This window comes from Flavobacterium olei, from assembly GCF_039749035.1.
Taxonomy (GTDB): Bacteria; Bacteroidota; Bacteroidia; order Flavobacteriales; family Flavobacteriaceae; genus Flavobacterium; species Flavobacterium olei.
Map to the genome: position 1 here is coordinate 50,475 of NZ_JBDKWC010000001.1, position 19,271 is coordinate 69,745.

Below are 19,271 nucleotides of genomic sequence, written 5' to 3' on the forward strand. Positions count from 1 at the left end.
ATGGACGTCCAAAATTCCACATCATTACAGTTTTATATCAAGCTTGCGGTATCTTTGTAAGTACAGCAGGCAGTATCCCTATTTGATCAACGTGCAAAAAAGACCTTGTTCGAAAATCTTATCCTCTTATTGAAGCGTTCTTAATCAAACTGTGCTATTTCTGATCTTTACGGCCATCGAGCAAACTTAAACGAACGGCAAACCACTTAAAGATCATCTCCACAAGTAGTTAGATTATTAAAATGTTTTATTGACAATGTCCGTACTGGAATAAATTACCAAATCTTTATTTAACATGGTTCGGGAATTGATGAAATAATTTATCTAAATTTTAGCGCCCATTATTTTTAATCAACGCTTTACATCAAAATATCCAAGCTACTGCTTCGTATCAAAGCCTTTCTTTCTTTCTTTCTTTCTTTCTTTCTTTCTTTCTTTCTTTCTTTCTTATATAAGCATTTTCCAAGTCTATGAGAATGGTAAAACGGTCGTTATTAATTATAATACTAAATTGATATGCTATGTGGGATCGCCTTGATTTTTCACTTACTTTTATGGAAATTTTTATAATTCTGACAATTAAATTTGCTGTTCTCATGGCATTTTTAACTTATCGCTGCAAAATAGCCCCCTATGGAACAAAAACTACTCCTGCTTACTGACATGGTCAACCATTCCCCCTTTCCTATGGCGGTGTATTTAGGCGATGATCTAATTATTGAATCAGCTAACCCAGCCATTATACAGGCCTGGGGAAAAGGTGCGGATATTCTGGGCAAAAGGTATATTGATGTGGTACCGGAGATACAGCAGCAACATATCTACGGAGAGGCTGTACAGGTCTATCAAACGGGTGTCCCCTATCATGCGAAGGATAAAAAAGTGGATTTGGAAATAGAGGGAGTAATGACTTCCTATTACTTCAATTACAGCTTTACCCCACTGTTTGACAAGAAGGGCAATGTTTACGGGATAATGAACACCGGCCTTGATGTAACGGACCTGCATCTTGCGCACCAGCAACTCCGGCTCTCCAATGAAAGACTGCGCATTGCAGTTGACGCTTCGGGTATGGGCACCTATGAAATTGACCTTGCTACCAAAGAAATAAAAACATCCGAGAATTTCAACTTAATCTGGGCAGTTAATTCGCAGGAACAACCAATACTCACAAACGAAATGCTCGTTGCCCGTATGCATCCCCAGGACGTGTGTGTCCGCGACCGGGCATTAGCCGAAGGCAACCGCACCGGCCTGATTAATTACGAGATCCGAATCAAAAACGGCACGGACTATAAATGGATTAAGGTCAATGCCAAGATCATTACAGATGAATCCAACAGGCCCTGTACTATTATCGGAATCACACAGGACATTCACCGGCAGAAAGAATTTGCCGAGGAGCTAGAAAAGCAGGTCGTTGCCAATACCCGGGAGCTGACCCGGTCCAACGAGGACCTGCTCCACTTTGCACACGTTGTGAGCCATGATTTGAGAGAACCGGTGCGGAAAATCAACTTTTTCAATGCGCTGCTTCAGACGCAATCCGATGTGCCCCTGAATAATAAACAACTGGGGTATGCAGCCAAAATCACCAGAGCAGCGGACCGTATGCAGAATCTTATCGAAGGGATTTTAGCCTATTCTACGATAAATAACTCCACGCAGCCCATAGCCCCGGTCTCATTGCATCATATCCTGGGCAACATCCGGACAGATCTTGAGCTTGTCATTGAACAAAAAAATGCCCAGATTAGCATCGGAACCCTTCCGGAGGTTGAGGCTGCACCCATACTTATGCATCAATTATTTTACAATCTGGTTCAAAATTCACTGAAGTTTTCTAAAGCCGATATACCGCCTCATATCGTGATCCATACCTCGCCAACGGACAAGGAGGGTTATGTACAAATCGAGGTGGAAGATAATGGTATTGGTATCGAGGAACAGTATACGGAGAAAGTATTCAACGCCTTTGAGCGGCTGCATTCCAAAGACCGCTATGAAGGCAATGGGCTGGGACTATCCTTATGTAGAAAAATCGTAAAGCGCCACAAAGGCGTAATAACGGCTGGTGGAGCAGCGGGTAAAGGGGCAAATTTTACCATTTTACTTCCACTGAAACAAACAGGGCCTTTTATCTGAAAACCGACGCCTACTTGCAACGGACAATCGGAACAGCACTTGTAAAGGAACTCCTTTGAGTGCCTTGGGCGTATCATAGTTAGTATCTGTACAGCAGAATAATTACTGCCAGTGTGTGAGTTTAATTTCCTCTACAGCATCTTCAAGTAAAAGATTAAAGACTACAAAATAGTGAGAGAAAACAAAAAACAATAACTAACTAACTAACTAACTAACTAACTAAGAATCATCGACAACTTACCCATTCCTCCTGTCACTCCAAAAGCTTAGTATTGATGCGCTTACATTTTCTGCAATTGTAGCAGAGGTAAAATGGCAGAATCGGAATTCGCAAAGTATTTATCTAATACCTCTTCCCTGATATTTCCTGAATATGTTTAAAATTAACTTTACACTACTTTAGAAAGATGTTTACTAATGCTGGAGATACTAAAAATTGCGCTCCAAATAACTCCTCTTTGGCATAACTAGCTAATTTTAAACAAATTAATAAGACGAGGTAAATAAATAAACCACATTGTAAAAATAAACTCACAATTACTATATAACCAGTATTTAGCTTATCTAAGCGACTTTAATCCTAAAATTTAATAAAAATAAAACATAATTATCAGAAAAAATTACGCAACATAATCATATTCTATTATTTTTTGTAATAAATTTGATACAATTCAACTCTATTTCCAAGCCTATGATAAAGAATAATACTTTCAACTTAATTTTATAAGAATATTCGTTCTCCAATATAACATAGTTTAAAATTAGCGAATTCTCCTTCATTCATTCTGAAGAAAAAACGCATAAAATATGTTGTATTTGCGATGTCACTTCTAAATCTGATTTGTGGTAGTAACATTTATCACCTTATTTTTTAATTAGTTATTCAAAGGGTACGCCTCGATCTGAACACGCCATTGCTTTTTAAGATCAGTCAGGCACGCAAAAAAGTCTTTGACCCTTTTTGAGTACTTGTATTTATAAATTAATGCACTCCATATTTCATCCCATAACAGGCTCGCGAATTTCTTATGAAATTAAAACTGCGACTGTTAAAGACTTTTACCTACTCACTTAACCTTTATTCTATGAAGAAAATTTTACTTTTATTTATTGTCCTTCTCAGCATATTTGGCCTAAGAGGATATGCTCAGATTGGTTACAAATTTACTGGATCGCAGAATCAAATTGTAACTTCCGGTGATCTAAGCAATTACATCTCCAACCGTAACGCTCTGACGGTTGAATTTTGGGCCAGGTCATCAGCTAATAGTAATCTACTGTTTACAAGCATTTATGTTCCAGGTTCTGCAGGGCAAACTGAATTAGGCGGATTTGGACTTTATCAAAATACATTGATCGTATCCATTGGTTCTGATTTTGCAGGGTTTTCACAATCTGTTGATTTAGGCAGCAGGCTATCACCTGTAGGATGGCACCATTTCGCTTATGTATATAATGGTGCCGATTGGTTTTTTTACGTAGATGGTGCCTTAATAAGCTCAAATCCGGATCAGGAAGCATTAGGCGGCGCCACACCGAACTACAGTACGTAACTTGATTTTAAGATATATGCCTTTCGGGAATCCACCAATGCAAACTCGAAAGTGAATCGGTTGTGAGAGGCCACTGTTTTTCAAAAGAAATTTTTTCCCTAATTTACCAACGAGGAATTGGAGCAAACCAATGTACAATTACTCCAATTGAACCAGGAACTCGAACAGTTTGCCTACATTGCCTCACATGACCTGCAGGAACCCCTACGGAAGATCAGCACGTTCACGGGTTTTTACAGGGCAGGATCGGAAGCCAACTTGACGCAAAATCACTGAGCCATATCGATAAAATAAAAGATGCAACCACTCGTATGGGCAAGCTTATACGCGATGTACTCGCCATTCGGCCCTGCCTAAAGACGATCAGGTCTTTGTGGCTGTAGATCTGGAAGTAATAGCTCAAAATTCACTTGAAGATTATGAGGTGGCAATAGAGAGCACTAGGGCAAATAACCTGGGACGAACTGCCGATCATCAAAGGTAGTCCCCTACAGATGTCCCAGTTGTTTTTTAACCTGATAGGCAATGCCCCTAAAATTTATACAGACAGGGATCAAGCCTACGGTTCATATTCATTGTAGTGTTGCCTCCGATGAAGAAATTCACTCGGTTGGTCTAAGTAAAGCGCTGTCCTATTATTAAATTCAATTCACCGATAACGGCATCGGGATACGGCCGGAGGATGCTCCTAAAATTTTTAACATCTTCCAAAAACTGCATGGAAGCAGTGAATTTGCCGGAACGGGGATTGGGCTTGCAATGTGCAAAAAAATTGTTCAGAATCATAATGACGATATCAATGCTGATGAAAGTACTGAAAATGGCGCAGTATTTAATGTGTATCTGCCTAAATTATGAAAAAATACATTTGCGTCAATAATGCTCATATAAGTCTGCCAGCTCAATGAACATCCATATGACTTGGGATATTATCAGCACTAACAGCAATTACAAATAGTTAAAAACTTACTTAAAAATTAAATTCATTAAAAAACCACCTAAGTCGCGTACTTATGGGGGTTTATATTTACCTAATCACTAATTTGCGTAGAAATCAATCCCCAGCAGGATATCCAAACCCAATTCACAAGGCCAACGAAAGACAGCCTCTAGCTTCAATAAGCCAATCTCTTCAAATCCTCCATTAAAATGATTTGTAATCCGTCCTTTATGGGTCACAAACAAGCCAAACAGCGCCAATTGAAGACAATTGGCGCTGTTTTTTTATATCCTTGCTTATTTTTATTAGTCCAAAAAGCGGGGCTCCTCAGCAGCCCTAGCCCCGATAGCAGTGAAATCCTTTTGTGCCGGGGTTCGGCACAAAAGATTGGAACGAATAGCGGGAAGAGCTGCTAAAAATACCTTCAAAGGAAAGATTTAATTTATAGACCCCACACTGAATTGCGGCATGATCCACAAGCACTCCTCTAATTTTCATTATTTCCTCAACATCACGGTAACTAAGTGTAAATCTTAATTTAAAATCTACTGCCTGAAGGATGATATATTTTGGATAACAATGACCTTTGGTATTCATTTTTTTGACGAGTTTGAAATTATAAAGATAAAGTTATTCCCAAATGCGACAGAATAGATCCAGTAAAGCATATCTTTATTACAGCTGTTTTCTTAAAACTTTGCTTTTTATTTCCAGCAGGGCTATATATTTAGTACCTTCATAGAAATAATATCACATATCATGCAAAAAATGGATATTATGAAGTTTTAGAAATTATTTTAAAACACTAACCATTAAAATTTAGATTATGAAAAGAATCACATTACTTTTAGCTCTTATTTTTACAGTAGTTTCATCTGCCCAGACCATTACATCTAAACTGGAAGATGCAAACACCGCCCAGTATTCCCTGCTTGAAAAAGTAAATAAGTATTACCCGGACATTACGTTGAACAAGGCCATTACAAACTTCTATGCAGATGATAAAATTATAGATTCCCAGCAGTCATTTGATTTAAAGGGAACAAAGTTTTCAAGCTATAAGCTGGGAATCGAACCGGACAATAAAAAATTATTGTTCGAATATGTTACCGATGAAACAGGAAAAGTTTACGGAGATGTTTCGCTTTTCAAAGGAAGTGTCTTAAGAACAACATTTACCGAAAGGACCGGTGTGGCTGAAGTTTCATTAAACGGAAAATCTGTTTATCAGACTAAAATTTAATTTAGAACCTAAAGATTATATTCTAAAAGCATACGCCCAGAGGCGTATGCTTTTTTAATTTATCAGCTTTTTTGGAATAGGAAAATTTAAGTATACTTATTGAATCCTGGGTATAAGCATTGAAACACTTGGAAATACCTTACGGGTCTTAACCCTGAACTACTGCTATAAACTCTTATATGATCAGCATCAAATAAACCCAACTTATCTCTGGAAACAAAAAAAGCCTCTAAAATAATTAATTTAGAGGCTTTGAAATTTTAAAGCGTTTTTGTGGTTGTTTATTTTTTGGCTAAAAAACGCATTTGGTATAAGCAGATGCTGTTAAGAGATAATTATATTATTATTATTATTAAGCTATATCACTACATTTACTTCGTTAGGACCTTTACGGCCTTCCTAGATATCATATCTTAGCGCGTCTTCCTGACGAACGTTTTCTGATAAACCTGAAACATGGATGAAAACTTCGTCACCTCCATTACTTGGAGTAATAAATCCAAAACCTTTTTCTTCGTTGAAGAATTTTACTGAACCTTCTTGCATTTTATAAATTTAATTTTGTTAAAGGTAATCTATTTCATAATACATAATTGAAAAACAGCATTTTATATTTCATTTTAGAGATGAAAAAACAATTCGAAAATACAAAAATCCACATCTGATTTGATTTAAAAGAAAAATCCAATGAAAATTTGGTCTTCTTTCCTGTGAATAATTCACTATGACCTAAACTGAAATTAAAATCATTACGACAGGTCACTCTCTTCTACAGCCGGGATATAAATATCAAAAACCGCCCCTTCATTTAACTTTCCGCTGGCTGTAATAATTCCGTTATGATTCTCCACAATTTTCTTTACAATAGCCAGGCCAATCCCCGTACCTGAATACTGCTCAGGATGATGAAGTCTCTGAAAAATCACAAAAATAATTTCATTGAAATCTGCTTCAAAACCTATTCCGTTATCTTTAAAGCTTAGATGCCAGTAATCACATTTTAGTGAACTGTTATTTAAATTAAGCAGTTTAAAATCATTATTGGTAATTACAGCAGATTCTATGATGATTTGCGGCACAGCACAGGGAGCTGAAAATTTTAGGGCATTACTTAGTAAATTATGAAACAGTTGCCTAAATTGAAATATTCTAACATTTACCGGCACCAATTCTTTAATTTCTATAACGGCTCGTTTTTCTGAAATATCATCTTTTAGCTCCTCTTTAACATCTTCAATAATTGTACGAAGATCATTGATTTCATAAGTATCTTGTACAATACTGACTCTTGAGAAATTTAATAAATCCTCTATAAGCTGCCGCATTCTGGTGGCTGCCACATGTATTCTTTCTATACTGCTTTTTCCTGATTCACTCAGGTTTTCCATCTCTTTTTCCCTAATGACAGAAATAAAAGTCTGGATTTTACGAAGCGGCTCCTGAAGATCATGACTGGATATAAAATTAAAAGCCAAAAGCTCTTTATTTGCATTGAGCAGTTCAATAGTCCTTTTTTCTTTTTCAGTATTTTGAATCTCTAACTCCTGATTGGCAAGCAGCAGTTCGGCAGTTTGTGTTTTTAATTTTTCAAGCAATTCCTCTTTTTCATGTCTTTCTTCTGCTTCTTTTAAGGCGCGGATTACTTTTTGCGGCAGAGCTTCCAGATTCTCTTTTGAGGAAAAATCAGTCACTCCTTTTTTCATCAGCATCACCGCATTGTGCTCTCCTACTGTCCCGGAAACAATAATAAAAGGTATTTTTAGATTCCTGTTTTGTACTATTTCAAAAGCCGTTACGGCATCAAACGCAGGTAAAGAATAGTCTGACAATACAATATCAGGATTAAATAAATCTAAAGACTTTTCAAATTCTTTTCTTGCGTCCACCACCTCTGATGTAAAGGTTATACCTGATTTTTGTAAATAACGGACAAGTAAACCAGCATCATCTATATTATCCTCAATGATAAGAATTTTGATTTTACTCATTTATTTTCAAGGTTGTTTAGCATTATTAAAAAATTGAAAAAGTTCTTAAAGTGGCGGCTGGCTCAGTATCATCCAATACATCCCCATTTCCTTTATAGCATTAAAAAAATTATTACTGTCTACAGGTTTAACTATATAACTGTTAGCACCAAGACTATAACACTTAGCAATATCAGGATCTTCCTGAGAAGAAGTTAGTATTACAACTGGGATAGACTTAAAGTCCGGATCGTTTTTTACTTTTTCAAGTACCTGTAAACCCGAAATCTTAGGCATTTTTAAGTCTAAAAGAAGAAGTTTGGGATGTGCTTTAGCATTTCTTACTGAGTACATGCCCCTGCAGTACATAAAATCTAAGGCTTCAGCGCCATCCTTTACATGTAAAAGTTTGTTCGTAAAACCGCTTTTGTTAAGTGCACGTATGGTAAGCATAGCGTCATCCATACTGTCCTCTGCAAATAAAATTTCTATATCGTCGTAATTCTTCATTTATTTTTTTGTTTAACTGTCTATATTAGGAAGCGAAAAGTAAAAACTGGCACCAGCATTTAATTTTGACTTTGCCCAAACCTTACCATGGTGCCGGTTTATTATTTTATGCACTATGGCAAGACCAATACCTGTTCCGTCAAATTCATCCTGTGAATGAAGCCGTTGAAAAACGCCAAAGATTTTATCATAGTAAGTCATATCAAAGCCCGCTCCATTGTCTTTGACACAATAAATTACTTTATCTTTTTTAAGGATCGAAGTGATCTTAATGAGGGTCTGCGGTTTATATTTTGAATATTTTACAGCATTTGAAATTAAATTCAGCCAAACCTGTTTCATTAATGACTGGTCTCCGACAGCCGGTTCAAGTTCCTTAATTTCAAATGTGGGTATATTATCCCCTTTTTCAACCATAATTTCATTGATCAATCCTTCTACCAACGCAGCCATATCTATCTTGGCCGTGGATACTTGTTTGCGTCCCAGCTTACTAAAAGCAAGCAGATCATCAATAAGCAACCCCATTTTTTTAGAATTTTGAATTACAACATCTAAAATTTTCCTTCCCTCATGACCAATTGAACCGGCATGATCTTCAATAAAAATCTGTGTATATCCATTAATGGCACGTATTGGAGCTCTTAAATCGTGGGAAACCGAATATGAAAATGACTCTAGTTCTTCCTGTGCTTTTTTGAGCTCATTATTGGCAAGAGTTAGTTCCTTCGCTCTTTTCTCCTGATAGGCAAGCTCTAAATTGGTAACAACTAATTCTGCTGCTCGCTTTTCCTTCTCAACTTTTCTTTTTTGTTTGAGGATATTTTCACTGGCCAATTTCTTATTGGCTATAATTAATGCAGCCGCTCTCTTTTCTTTTTCCTTACTTAGTACGGCAAGCTCCTTATAAGCAGCTACCAGTTCTATTGCCCGCTTTTCTTTCTGTTCGTTCTGAAATTCAAGTTCTTTATTGGCAATAATAAGTTCTGCTGCCCTCTTTTCTTTTTCTTCATTTTGAAATGCAAGTTCTTTATTGGCAGCAATGAGTTTTTCTACCAGTTTTTCTTTTTCATTATTTTGAATAGAAAGTCTTTTGTTGGCAATAATCAACTGCGCTGCATTATTTTCTGCGTTATCCTGCTTAGAAGTTTTTTGAATAGAAGATACTGCCGCTGTTTTTTTTTGATTATCAGTATTTCCGCTTTTCGAAGACTTACCGGTAAGAAATATATTCCTATTTTGTTCTTTGCTTTTTTCTTGAAAGATGCGTTCTTCCGTAGAAGAAACGGTTTGATCTTCATCTTTTTTTTCTTGCCTGCCCATAATAATACGCATTGTATTTTAAAAATAAGGGCAATGATTTGCTGGAAAACAACCTATATTTTATGTTGCTAAATTAATCTTACCAAAGTTTGTGTAAGATCTTATAATTACTGCTGACTCTTTTCGTCTACAGCAATTTATAATATTGAAAGTATACATGACGAATATAGTCAAAATTAGAGACCGAAACTAATTTCTGAACTAGTAATAAATTATAAACCTTTAAATTTCCATTTAAACACTATTTTTTGAGATTTAAAATTTTTTTTTAAACTTAAAACTATATATTAGTATAAATCCTTCTGCGTATATCACTTTACAAATGTTTTTTATAAAGCCGTCAGTAGTTTTGTAGTTGCTATTTATCTACATGAGAATAAACATATTGCACTTAAATACATTTGCCACAATTGGACATTATAAATTAAATTTAACAACATTAAATGCTTGACAATTTTCCTTTTTATTTAGGCTTACTAATCGTTATCCTGCTTTTGATTATGCTTGCGCATAAAATTAAAGTAGCGTATCCTATACTTTTAATTTTGGCAGGACTGGCTATCAGCTTTATTCCCGGAGTTCCTGTTATTATTATTGAGCCTGAACTTATCTTTTTTATATTCCTGCCGCCATTGTTATATGAAGCAGCATGGACCGTTTCATGGAAAGAAATGTGGCGCTGGCGCCGTATTATTACCAGTTTTGCTTTTATAGTTGTTTTTCTCTCAGCTCTTTCTGTAGCGTTAGTTGCTAATTATATTTTCCCTGGCTTTTCGTTAGCATTAGGATTTTTACTTGGAGGAATTGTTTCTCCTCCAGACGCAGTCAGTGCAGGAGCTATTTTAAAATTTGTAAAAGTTCCTAAAACAATATCATCCATATTAGAAGGAGAAAGTTTATTGAATGATGCTTCATCCTTAATTATTTTCAGGTTTGCCATGATTGCTGTTGCAACAGAGCAGTTTCTATTTTATAAGGCAGCGATAAGTTTCAGCTGGATGATCTTTGGAGGTGTTGGAATTGGATTATTGATAGGATGGCTCTTTATGAAAGCCCACAAATACCTGCCAACTGATGCCAACGTTGATATTGTACTTTCTTTACTAACTCCATATATTATTTATCTTGCTGCCGAAAAAATGCACAGCTCAGGAGTTTTGGCTGTAGTAAGCGGCGGTTTACTGCTGGCCAATAACAGGCATCTTTTTCTGACCAGTAAATCCCGTCTGCAGGGAATAAATGTTTGGAAAAGTTTTTGTTTTATATTGAATGGATTAGTTTTCATGCTGATCGGTTTGGACTTACCAGAAATTACCAAAGGACTTGAAGATGTAAGCCTTACCACAGCAATTGGTTATGGCATATTAATAACACTTGTTTTGATAGTGAGCAGAATTCTGTCATCTTATTTTACAGTATTTGTTAAACTGTTTGCAAGTAAATTTGTAAAAACTGACCCGAGTGAAAATCCCGATTTTAAAACCCCTTTTATTCTTGGCTGGACCGGCATGAGAGGTGTCGTATCTTTAGCGGCCGCCTTATCAATACCTGTGTATTTAAATAACGGAAATGGATTCCCACAGCGTAACCTTATTTTGTTTATCACCTTTGTTGTTATTCTTCTAACACTTGTTATTCAAGGGCTTACACTTCCTTATTTTGTTCGAAAAATGCAATTTGACAGTAATGACGATACTTCATCTCATGAGCAGGCCCGCATCCTCTTACGCCAGGAATTAGGTGAATATGCTTTACACTATTTAAAAACCACATACTCTGACCAGATTGAAGATAATATACCGCTACAACAGCTTATAGAAAAATGGGAACATCGAAATACCACACTCGATGACGAATCAATAGCTGTCGACCTTAAAATTATATACATTGATCTGCTGGATCAGCAGCGAAAATGGCTTCGAAATAAAAATAAAGAAGATCAATCTTTAGATGAGTCCATAATTAAAAGACAGATGCACTATCTTGATGTGGAAGAGGAGAAATTACGATATTTTTAATATCATGGAGAAACTATTAAAAATGCGATAATAAAACTTTTTAAAGTAATTACTAAACGACGCAATGTTGTACTAACGAATAGTGAATTCTATTTTAAAGTCCTTAACACTGTGACGAAAAAAGCTTCAGATCTCATGAGACTTTTATTTTAATCTATTCATTACGCACATCTCGATTAGTCAAATAAAAATTTAAAATCTTTATACTTATAAATTTATCTTGGTAATATAATAGCAACTATTAATTTTATAAAATAATAACAAGCAATATGTCCGAAGACATTCGATAGTTATTTTATTGATCTTCCGAAAAAAAATATATCGAGTGCTAGATTGACTATTGTTGTTGACCTAATCGTGTTTCATCGAGATTTCAACCGTATATGGAAGCTAATTAACAAAAAATTCCACTTTCCTAGGGCAATTAGATATATCTTGAATGACGGCTCAAGTTGGATCCTGACATGAAGTTAATGCAGAAGAAAAGATTACAGATGCCTTTTTAAAAGTAGTGTCAACACTCGTCTGAGAATTAAGATGCGAATCAATGCAAAAGTAGAAAAGCAATTAATAAAGTAAAACAATATTATTTTATTATACTACTTTTGAAAATTATTTTGAGTTCATTTTACAATGCGCACCACCAGCATTTGCTGCCCACATAAATAGAACGCCCACTTTGCACAATAAATCAACACTTATGCATAATAAATCCGAAAGTCTCTCTTTAAAAACTATGTCTGACAGGTTCAATTCAGGTATAGCCGTTGGAAGAGCTACAATTAAATTTTTACGCACTTTTGAAGAAGCAGCACATCCACACCGGGATGATTATCATCTATTTTTCATTCAGGAAAAAGGATCTACTCCAATCGAAATTGACTTTCAAAAATATGAAATGCAGCCATCTTCAATCATCTATGTCACCCCATATCAAGTACATCGAATGGGGCCATTTGAAAATATAACTGCAAGCTTTTTAGCAATTAGCAATGAAAACCTGAATTCAGAATACCTGATACTCCTGAAAGATATTGCACCTGCAAAACCGTTAATATTAAACGGCGAAACGTTTTCTGTAATCTCTCAAGCTATATTACTTGCAGTAAGATTATCGGAAAGACATTATGATAAATTATATCATTCACTGCTAAAAGACAGCTGCAATACATTAGTTGCTCTACTTGCCTCACAGTATTTAGAACTCTCCAAGTCTATGGATGCACCGTCAAGATTTGAGACGATCACAAAAGCTTTTAGAGTATTATTGGAGCGTAATTATTTATTAAATAAAAAACCTACTGAGTACGCTCAAATGCTTAATATATCCACTGCCTATTTAAATGAGTGCGTCAAAAACATTACAGGCCATTCTGTTTCGTATCATATACAGCAACGCGTTGTTTTAGAGAGTAAACGATTATTATATTATACAGATAAATCTGTAAAAGAAATTGCCTCAAATTTAGGTTATGACGACTACCCATATTTTTCCCGTTTGTTCACTAAGGTTACTGGAATGACAGCTTTAGCTTTTCGACGTACACACCGCGATTAATCCAATACTTACCCTTTTTCATGCATAGTTTATCCTACTTAGGAGATGTTCCTTTGTAAAACATAAACTTCATATAAAATGGAAACAGAAAAAAAAATAAAGGTGTTAATCTCTGGTGCGAGTGTTGCAGGACTAACCACAGCCTATTGGCTTTTAGAATACGGCTTTAATGTGACTATTGTTGAACGTGCCCCATACATCCGGGCAGGTGGCCAGGCACTTGATGTACGTGGACCAGCATTAGAAGTGGCTGAACGCATGGGGATCTTAGAAGACATTCACGTCAACAGCACACACCTAAACGGAATGATCATTGTCGACGCTTCCAGCGGTAAAGAACTTTCCAGAACTACCGAACACACTATTACTCGAGGAAAACATGACAGCCCGGATGTTGAAGTGTTGCGTGATGACCTTTTACGCGTGTTACTTAAAGCGGTTGGCAGTAAAGCGGAATATATTTTCAATGACACTATAGTATCAATCAGTTCGGAAAAAGAAGGTGTCGATGTAACTTTTTCTAATGCTTCTGCCAAACAGTTCGACCTTGTAATTGGCGCAGACGGACTGCATTCAAATGTACGAAAAAAAGTGTTCGGAGATGAAAAACAATATATGCGTTATCTTGGACATTACGTTGCCATCTTTACCATTCCTAATATATTGGACCTAGACCATTGGGAAGTTATATATCAACATAATGACGCACCCGTTGCTGCGTACATTGTTAAGGAGCGAGAAAGTGCAGCAAGAGTATATCTAGGTTTTAGCAACGATACGCCATTGGAGTATGACTACCACGATATTAACATTCAAAAACGAATGATTACTGAGCGTACTGCAAATGTTGGCAAGGATATACCGAAAATACTCGAATATATGCAGGAGTCTAAAAATTTCTACTTCGATTCCATGAATCAAATATTAATGGACACTTGGTCCAAAGGAAAAGTTACACTTGTAGGCGATGCAGGTTATAGCGTATCGGTTTCACTCGGCCAGGGAACGACAGTCGCAATGGTCGGCGCCTATGTGTTGGCGGGAGAATTGGCCACTCACAAAAATGATTTGCAAAAAGGATTAAATAGCTATGAAGTCGCACTGAGAGATTATGTTGAACTTAATCAGAAACTTGCGTATAATTCTAATGATGAAATACAGCAAGAAAGCATGGCAGATCCTAATCATATTCCTGACTTTACACAATCTATAGTTCCATTTAAACTAAAAGAATATTTATTATGATTTCCAGCGTTCCGAAGTGGGTCAGTACTTTATTTGGAGATTCGATGCGTCCAAATGTAATTGTCTTTCAAACTCATTACATCACTGCATACATAAAACGTATCCGGTTTCAAGGTGATATATCTAAATGGAATTTCCACATTGGCTATGCGAGCGTCATTCGTGTAAGCGAATCAGAATTTAGGAATTATACAATTGAGTATCACGACAAGGAACTAGGTTTTTTTGATATTATTTTTCACATTCATGGCAATGGAGTAGGAAGCCACTATATCGACAGCTTAAATATAGGTGATGAAATTTTTATTGGTCCTCCACGGGGAAAGTCCCTGTATGTACCCAGTAGAAAGCAATATTATATTTTTGGCGATGAAACTTCATTGGGGCTTGCCTGTACTTTTCTTCCCGTTTTAAAACAAAATGGGCATCATTTCCATTTCTGCTTTGAATTAGATGACGCTAATAAAAATGTTCCCAAGTTATTGAACCTTGAAAACTATTCAGTATTTGCCAAAACTAACTTATTTAATAATGAAAAATGGATTGATGAATTGTCCTTTTTCAAAACTTCTGGCTTAATGACTACAATTTTTGTATTGACAGGCAATGCGCGATCCGTTCAAACTTTCAGGTACATGTTGAAAAAAAATAAGGGGGTAGAAATTTCATCTCAAGGTTACTGGTTGGCAGGAAAAAAAGGTTTGTGATCAGCCACCCTTATGGATATGATTTATGAAATCATAAGGTTTCAAATAACTTCAAAATTCAAACTCTACCGGCGTGTATAATTGTAGTATAAACCTGAATGATTGCGCTAATATTTATAATTGACAGTCGAAAAGAATCGCTAGAGCCATAACAACGCTGTTCAACGACTAAAGTTTTTGCATGCAACTTTATTGTGATTAAAAAAAAGTTACAATAGAATGTCCGCATTTGCTCATAGCAGGTACATTAGCGTCAACTAAAACTGATACACCTGCTTTTATTGACCATAATTAAAGGCTGGTAGCCGTTTTTGGGGTAAAAAACTGCAACATTTTACCCCATTTAATGGGCAAACTTATTTTTATAAGTTCAAGTTCTCTAGTTAACAATATCCAGTTTTTGGCGTAATAATTGCCCCAAAGATCATATCTCTGTAAGCCAAATCTGATTCATCTGTTTTTTCATGACAAAGATAGAAGTATAAAAAATAACAAAAATATATGAGCTTTCAGTTTTAGTTATCTATATAAAGTGGATTTATTTGGGTTTTAAGATTTTGGATTTAATACTTTCTGTAACAAAACCTAAGGAGAAGTCATAGCATTTATGTTGCAGATTATGGAACATAGATATTTAAATATCAAAAAGCAGCAAAACCACTTTTTGCCAAAGTAACTTTGAATCGGATGTACCATTCTTAATTTCAACCTTAATTTTTTTTAAACAACAAATGATCTACTCCATTTAAGTTATACTAGAGTTGAATTTGATCTCTAAGGACTACTTTTAAAACATTGGATAACACTGGATGATGTTCATTAGCACGCCAATTAATATATAAATCTGTTTTAAAAGGCAAAGAAATAAAACGGATACCCGGAATTTCATGGTAAATATATGAATCGGGCAAAATTGCAATTCCAAAACCTTTTTTTACTAATGCGATAATGGCTGAGCCAAATTCTGATTGGAGCGCTGCATTAGGCACCAAATCAAATGATCGAAATAGCTGATTGATAATTTCACTATAACTACTATGGCCATCTTTAATAGGTAATATAATTTTTTCTTCCTGAAGATTTTGTTTTGTTATATCCTCGAATGAACGGAAATGATGTTTTTCCTGTACAACAATTGCTATAGAATCTGTATGAATTTTTTCAGACCTTATATCTTCAGATTTATTAATGTCTCTCGTAATAGCAATATCAATTTTATAATTTCTTAAAAAATCCTGCTGATCTTCATATCGTACCTGCACTAATTCTATCTTAAGATCTGGAAATGCGGATAATATACGACTAAGAAGCTCGGGTATTAGTGAGGCTGATATGGAATCTGGATGCGACACGGTTACGGTTCCGCTTTCTCCCAACTGAATTTGTCTGGCGTGCTCGTGAAGAAAGGCCAATTCGCTTATTTTTACTTCCCACTTTTTTTGCAAAAATTCCCCCGCAGCTGTAAGTTTAACATTCCTTTTGTTTCTATCAAAAAGTCTGATGTCCAACTCTGCTTCCAAAGATTGAATCTGTCTAGAAAGGGCAGACTGTGTAATATTCATTTTGCCTGCGGTGTTCCAAAAGTGCAGTTCTTTGGCTAAAGCGAGAAAATATTTAATCTGTTGTAAGTCCATTGATGCAATTTAAGCATTAATAAATAAAAAATCAGCATTTTATAGAACTGCTAATTAACATAATTTTGCAGGATAAATAATTGTATAAAGTAATTCTGTTAAGATTTAATTTTTGAAACATTTCAAATTGAATAGTGACAGTTGAAATTTTACACTGCACACTCTACTAATTAAAATAACAACAAATTATGGAAAACATAGAAATCAAACGGGTAAGTACGAAAGACATTATCAGTTTACAAGAAATTGGACGAAAAACTTTTGCAGAAACTTTTTCTGAGAGCAACACAGCAGAAAACATGACAAAATATTTAGAGGAAGGTTTTGCAGCAAATAAACTTCTTGAAGAAATTAAACAAACTGATTCGGAATTTTATTTTGCAAACGTTAACGGTAATGTAGTAGGTTATTTGAAGTTAAACACCGGACAATCGCAAACAGAAATGCAGGATCACAAAGCATTAGAAATAGAACGTATTTATGTACTTGCTGCCTACCATGGAAAAAAGATTGGACAATTGCTATATGAAAAAGCAATGGAGGTCTCTACCAAGGTTAAATCAAATTACGTATGGCTTGGAGTATGGGAAAAAAACGTACGTGCAATTCGGTTTTACGAAAAAAATGGATTTATTGCTTTTGATAAACATATTTTCAAATTAGGAGATGACGACCAAGTAGACATTATGATGAAAAAAATATTGTAATGGGAAAAAAATATTTTTTACTGTTAATTGTAATTGGAGTTGATACCTCTTTTGCGACTAAATTCTTAGGCAGTGTTTTTCTGAAGCAATAAAAAATGAAGATATAGCCTAAAATTTCTGACTGGAGTTGATACCTTTTTTGCGACTAAAAGCTTAGGCAGTGTTTATCTGAAGCAGTAAAAAATGATGATATATTGCCTAAAATTTGTGACTGGCAGCTAATTTTATTTCTGCTAATTTTAACAGCATGAAAAATACGAGGAGAACCTTTACTTTAAGCTTTAAGATTCTGGCCGCTTCCATGAGCATCCACTGCGGAAGAGTCTGTGACGTGGCAAGAGAACTCAACATTAGTACAAGTACCCTTCAGCACTGGAAGAAGCTTTACCAAGAAGGAAGATTTACCATAAAGAAAACTCCCACCGAAATATCCTATAAAAATGAGCTGTAGAAGCTTCGAAAGGGACATCCTAAAAAAAGGCTCAAAATATCTTCTCCAAGAGCGGCGGGTGAAATATGAATTCATTAGAGAAAATGCTGAAGTATTTCCTGTCGACAAGATGTGCCGGATTTTTCAGATTCACAAAAGCAGTTTCTTCCGATGGAGGAAAAGAGCACCCACTGCAAAGTCAGTTCGGAAAGCCTATATAATAAAAGAAATTATAAGAATTTACCACTGGAGCCAATGCCGATACGGAAGCCCTAGAATTGCTAAAGAATTAGATTCCATCGGGATAAAAGTTTCCAGAAAATTTATTGGGCAGATTAAGAAGGAAAACCATCTGAGAAGCATTGCAAAATCATATAAAAAAACTACAAGCCCACCCCGCAATAACAGATCATCAGAAAACAGATTAGAACAGAATTTTAAGGCAGCCAGAAGAAACGAAATCTGGGTTTCTGATATAACGTACATCGAAATAGATGTAGGCTGGATCAATCTCACTGTGGTGATAGCCTTTTTGACCGCAAAGTGATCGGCTGGTCAATCAGCGAAACAATGAGAGCAAAAGATACCAGCATCACCTCTTTAACAAAAGCTCTTTTAACGTACATTGTAGAACAATAAGGAACTACTCTTTCAATCTGACAAAGAAAAGCAATATGCCCGCCGTGAGTTTATTGCTTTATTAGTCTCAAATAAAATAACCCAAAGCATGAGCCGAAAAGGAAACTGCTATGATAACGCAATGGCAGAAAGCTACTTCAAGACATTAGAGGTAGAACTGGTACCAAAATAAATATAAGACTAAGCGAAAGCAGAAAATCAATAACCGATTATATCGAGAACTTTTACAACACCTGCAGAAGACATTCTGCACTCGGAAACTTAACGATCGAAGAATTTCAGAATCAGCAGGCAATCAAATAATAGCTTTTCTTATGATGCTAGAATTAAACTGGGAGCACAATCGATGCATGTATATTTACAAGAACTTATAATACTGTATTAAAACAATTTAAAGGCTCAAGTTCGAAACATTACTAAACATCAAAAATGTTATAAAAATCATTGATCTGAGTTTTGTGGCAGAATTGTGGCACTTCCAATTTTAGAAAAGTAAAAGCCCAATAAAATCAATACTTACGTTTTTAGGTTCGAAACTGTATATTAAAATAATTTGTTTTAAAGTGGAAATCGTTGTGCCGGGGTTCGGCACAAAAGATTGGAACGCATGGAGGGAGAAAGCATAAAATAATTGTACTTATATGAATTTACC

General features: G+C 35.6%; 18 protein-coding genes. 12 read left to right on the forward strand and 6 right to left on the reverse strand.

Annotation, left to right across the window (positions count from 1 at the left end):
* Positions 1–633 precede the first annotated feature (633 nt).
* The 3 genes from ABEB31_RS00250 (at position 634) to ABEB31_RS21655 (ending at position 4,556) form a co-directional block, all read left to right on the forward strand.
* Positions 634–2,145, forward strand: coding sequence for a PAS domain-containing sensor histidine kinase (locus tag ABEB31_RS00250; RefSeq protein WP_347049207.1), 1,512 nt, complete (start codon positions 634–636; stop codon positions 2,143–2,145).
* 1,085 nt (positions 2,146–3,230) lie between these two features.
* Positions 3,231–3,698, forward strand: coding sequence for a LamG-like jellyroll fold domain-containing protein (locus ABEB31_RS00255; protein ID WP_347049209.1), 468 nt, complete (start codon positions 3,231–3,233; stop codon positions 3,696–3,698).
* Between the two features lie 642 nt (positions 3,699–4,340).
* Positions 4,341–4,556, forward strand: a complete 216-nt coding sequence (locus ABEB31_RS21655; RefSeq protein ID WP_430408223.1) for an ATP-binding protein — start codon at positions 4,341–4,343, stop codon at positions 4,554–4,556.
* A 418-nt stretch (positions 4,557–4,974) separates the two neighbouring features.
* Here the strand turns inward: ABEB31_RS21655 and ABEB31_RS00260 are convergent, their stop codons facing one another.
* Positions 4,975–5,235: a hypothetical protein gene (locus tag ABEB31_RS00260; RefSeq protein WP_347049211.1), complete on the reverse strand. Its 261-nt coding sequence runs from the start codon at positions 5,233–5,235 to the stop codon at positions 4,975–4,977.
* A 229-nt stretch (positions 5,236–5,464) separates the two neighbouring features.
* On the opposite strand from ABEB31_RS00260, the gene ABEB31_RS00265 reads away from it, so the two are divergent.
* Positions 5,465–5,881 carry a hypothetical protein gene (locus ABEB31_RS00265; protein ID WP_347049213.1) on the forward strand — a complete coding sequence of 139 codons (417 nt, stop codon included), beginning with the start codon at positions 5,465–5,467 and terminating at the stop codon, positions 5,879–5,881.
* A 399-nt stretch (positions 5,882–6,280) separates the two neighbouring features.
* On the opposite strand, the gene ABEB31_RS00270 is transcribed toward ABEB31_RS00265, so the two are convergent.
* The 4 genes from ABEB31_RS00270 to ABEB31_RS00285 all read right to left on the reverse strand — a co-directional run bounded on the left by ABEB31_RS00270 (position 6,281) and on the right by ABEB31_RS00285 (position 9,693).
* Positions 6,281–6,427, reverse strand: coding sequence for a cold-shock protein (locus tag ABEB31_RS00270; RefSeq protein ID WP_347049214.1), 147 nt, complete (start codon positions 6,425–6,427; stop codon positions 6,281–6,283).
* A gap of 203 nt (positions 6,428–6,630) precedes the next feature.
* Positions 6,631–7,869 carry an ATP-binding protein gene (locus tag ABEB31_RS00275; RefSeq protein ID WP_347049215.1) on the reverse strand — a complete coding sequence of 413 codons (1,239 nt, stop codon included), beginning with the start codon at positions 7,867–7,869 and terminating at the stop codon, positions 6,631–6,633.
* A 45-nt stretch (positions 7,870–7,914) separates the two neighbouring features.
* The gene (locus ABEB31_RS00280) at positions 7,915–8,358 is read right to left on the reverse strand and encodes a response regulator (protein ID WP_347049217.1); all 444 of its coding nucleotides are present in this window, start codon (positions 8,356–8,358) and stop codon (positions 7,915–7,917) included.
* A 12-nt stretch (positions 8,359–8,370) separates the two neighbouring features.
* Complete coding sequence (locus tag ABEB31_RS00285) at positions 8,371–9,693, reverse strand: sensor histidine kinase (protein WP_347049218.1); 1,323 nt, start codon at positions 9,691–9,693, stop codon at positions 8,371–8,373.
* A 431-nt stretch (positions 9,694–10,124) separates the two neighbouring features.
* Here ABEB31_RS00285 and ABEB31_RS00290 point away from each other — a divergent pair, with 431 nt between their 5' ends.
* From ABEB31_RS00290 to ABEB31_RS00305, 4 genes are all read left to right on the forward strand, one after another.
* Positions 10,125–11,699 (forward strand): Na+/H+ antiporter, encoded by a 1,575-nt coding sequence (locus tag ABEB31_RS00290; protein ID WP_347049220.1) that lies wholly within the window; start codon positions 10,125–10,127, stop codon positions 11,697–11,699.
* 700 nt (positions 11,700–12,399) lie between these two features.
* Positions 12,400–13,257: a helix-turn-helix domain-containing protein gene (locus tag ABEB31_RS00295; protein ID WP_347049221.1), complete on the forward strand. Its 858-nt coding sequence runs from the start codon at positions 12,400–12,402 to the stop codon at positions 13,255–13,257.
* Between the two features lie 78 nt (positions 13,258–13,335).
* Complete coding sequence (locus ABEB31_RS00300; RefSeq protein WP_347049223.1) at positions 13,336–14,502, forward strand: FAD-dependent monooxygenase; 1,167 nt, start codon at positions 13,336–13,338, stop codon at positions 14,500–14,502.
* Positions 14,499–15,209 carry an FAD-binding oxidoreductase gene (locus ABEB31_RS00305; RefSeq protein WP_347049225.1) on the forward strand — a complete coding sequence of 237 codons (711 nt, stop codon included), beginning with the start codon at positions 14,499–14,501 and terminating at the stop codon, positions 15,207–15,209. The genes ABEB31_RS00300 and ABEB31_RS00305 overlap by 4 nt, the downstream gene beginning before the upstream one ends.
* 755 nt (positions 15,210–15,964) lie before the next feature.
* On the opposite strand, the gene ABEB31_RS00310 is transcribed toward ABEB31_RS00305, so the two are convergent.
* Positions 15,965–16,843, reverse strand: coding sequence for a LysR family transcriptional regulator (locus ABEB31_RS00310; RefSeq protein WP_347049226.1), 879 nt, complete (start codon positions 16,841–16,843; stop codon positions 15,965–15,967).
* A 188-nt stretch (positions 16,844–17,031) separates the two neighbouring features.
* Here ABEB31_RS00310 and ABEB31_RS00315 point away from each other — a divergent pair, with 188 nt between their 5' ends.
* The 4 genes from ABEB31_RS00315 to ABEB31_RS21660 all read left to right on the forward strand — a co-directional run bounded on the left by ABEB31_RS00315 (position 17,032) and on the right by ABEB31_RS21660 (position 18,922).
* Positions 17,032–17,550, forward strand: coding sequence for a GNAT family N-acetyltransferase (locus tag ABEB31_RS00315; RefSeq protein WP_347049228.1), 519 nt, complete (start codon positions 17,032–17,034; stop codon positions 17,548–17,550).
* A 247-nt stretch (positions 17,551–17,797) separates the two neighbouring features.
* Complete coding sequence (locus ABEB31_RS00320) at positions 17,798–18,001, forward strand: transposase (protein WP_347049230.1); 204 nt, start codon at positions 17,798–17,800, stop codon at positions 17,999–18,001.
* A 58-nt stretch (positions 18,002–18,059) separates the two neighbouring features.
* Positions 18,060–18,527, forward strand: coding sequence for an IS3 family transposase (locus ABEB31_RS00325; RefSeq protein WP_347049232.1), 468 nt, complete (start codon positions 18,060–18,062; stop codon positions 18,525–18,527).
* A gap of 266 nt (positions 18,528–18,793) precedes the next feature.
* Positions 18,794–18,922, forward strand: coding sequence for an IS3 family transposase (locus ABEB31_RS21660; RefSeq protein ID WP_430408224.1), 129 nt, complete (start codon positions 18,794–18,796; stop codon positions 18,920–18,922).
* The last annotated feature ends 349 nt before the right edge of the window (positions 18,923–19,271 follow it).

Bases quoted from the DNA above. Each gene is read 5' to 3' on its own strand.
- ABEB31_RS00250 (WP_347049207.1), top strand. From the start codon at position 634: ATGGAACAAAAACTACTCCTGCTTACTGACATGGTCAACCATTCCCCC.
- ABEB31_RS00255 (WP_347049209.1), top strand. From the start codon at position 3,231: ATGAAGAAAATTTTACTTTTATTTATTGTCCTTCTCAGCATATTTGGC.
- ABEB31_RS00260 (WP_347049211.1), bottom strand. From the start codon at position 5,235: ATGAATACCAAAGGTCATTGTTATCCAAAATATATCATCCTTCAGGCA.
- ABEB31_RS00265 (WP_347049213.1), top strand. From the start codon at position 5,465: ATGAAAAGAATCACATTACTTTTAGCTCTTATTTTTACAGTAGTTTCA.
- ABEB31_RS00270 (WP_347049214.1), bottom strand. From the start codon at position 6,427: ATGCAAGAAGGTTCAGTAAAATTCTTCAACGAAGAAAAAGGTTTTGGA.
- ABEB31_RS00275 (WP_347049215.1), bottom strand. From the start codon at position 7,869: ATGAGTAAAATCAAAATTCTTATCATTGAGGATAATATAGATGATGCT.
- ABEB31_RS00280 (WP_347049217.1), bottom strand. From the start codon at position 8,358: ATGAAGAATTACGACGATATAGAAATTTTATTTGCAGAGGACAGTATG.
- ABEB31_RS00285 (WP_347049218.1), bottom strand. From the start codon at position 9,693: ATGCGTATTATTATGGGCAGGCAAGAAAAAAAAGATGAAGATCAAACC.
- ABEB31_RS00290 (WP_347049220.1), top strand. From the start codon at position 10,125: ATGCTTGACAATTTTCCTTTTTATTTAGGCTTACTAATCGTTATCCTG.
- ABEB31_RS00295 (WP_347049221.1), top strand. From the start codon at position 12,400: ATGCATAATAAATCCGAAAGTCTCTCTTTAAAAACTATGTCTGACAGG.
- ABEB31_RS00300 (WP_347049223.1), top strand. From the start codon at position 13,336: ATGGAAACAGAAAAAAAAATAAAGGTGTTAATCTCTGGTGCGAGTGTT.
- ABEB31_RS00305 (WP_347049225.1), top strand. From the start codon at position 14,499: ATGATTTCCAGCGTTCCGAAGTGGGTCAGTACTTTATTTGGAGATTCG.
- ABEB31_RS00310 (WP_347049226.1), bottom strand. From the start codon at position 16,843: ATGGACTTACAACAGATTAAATATTTTCTCGCTTTAGCCAAAGAACTG.
- ABEB31_RS00315 (WP_347049228.1), top strand. From the start codon at position 17,032: ATGGAAAACATAGAAATCAAACGGGTAAGTACGAAAGACATTATCAGT.
- ABEB31_RS00320 (WP_347049230.1), top strand. From the start codon at position 17,798: ATGAAAAATACGAGGAGAACCTTTACTTTAAGCTTTAAGATTCTGGCC.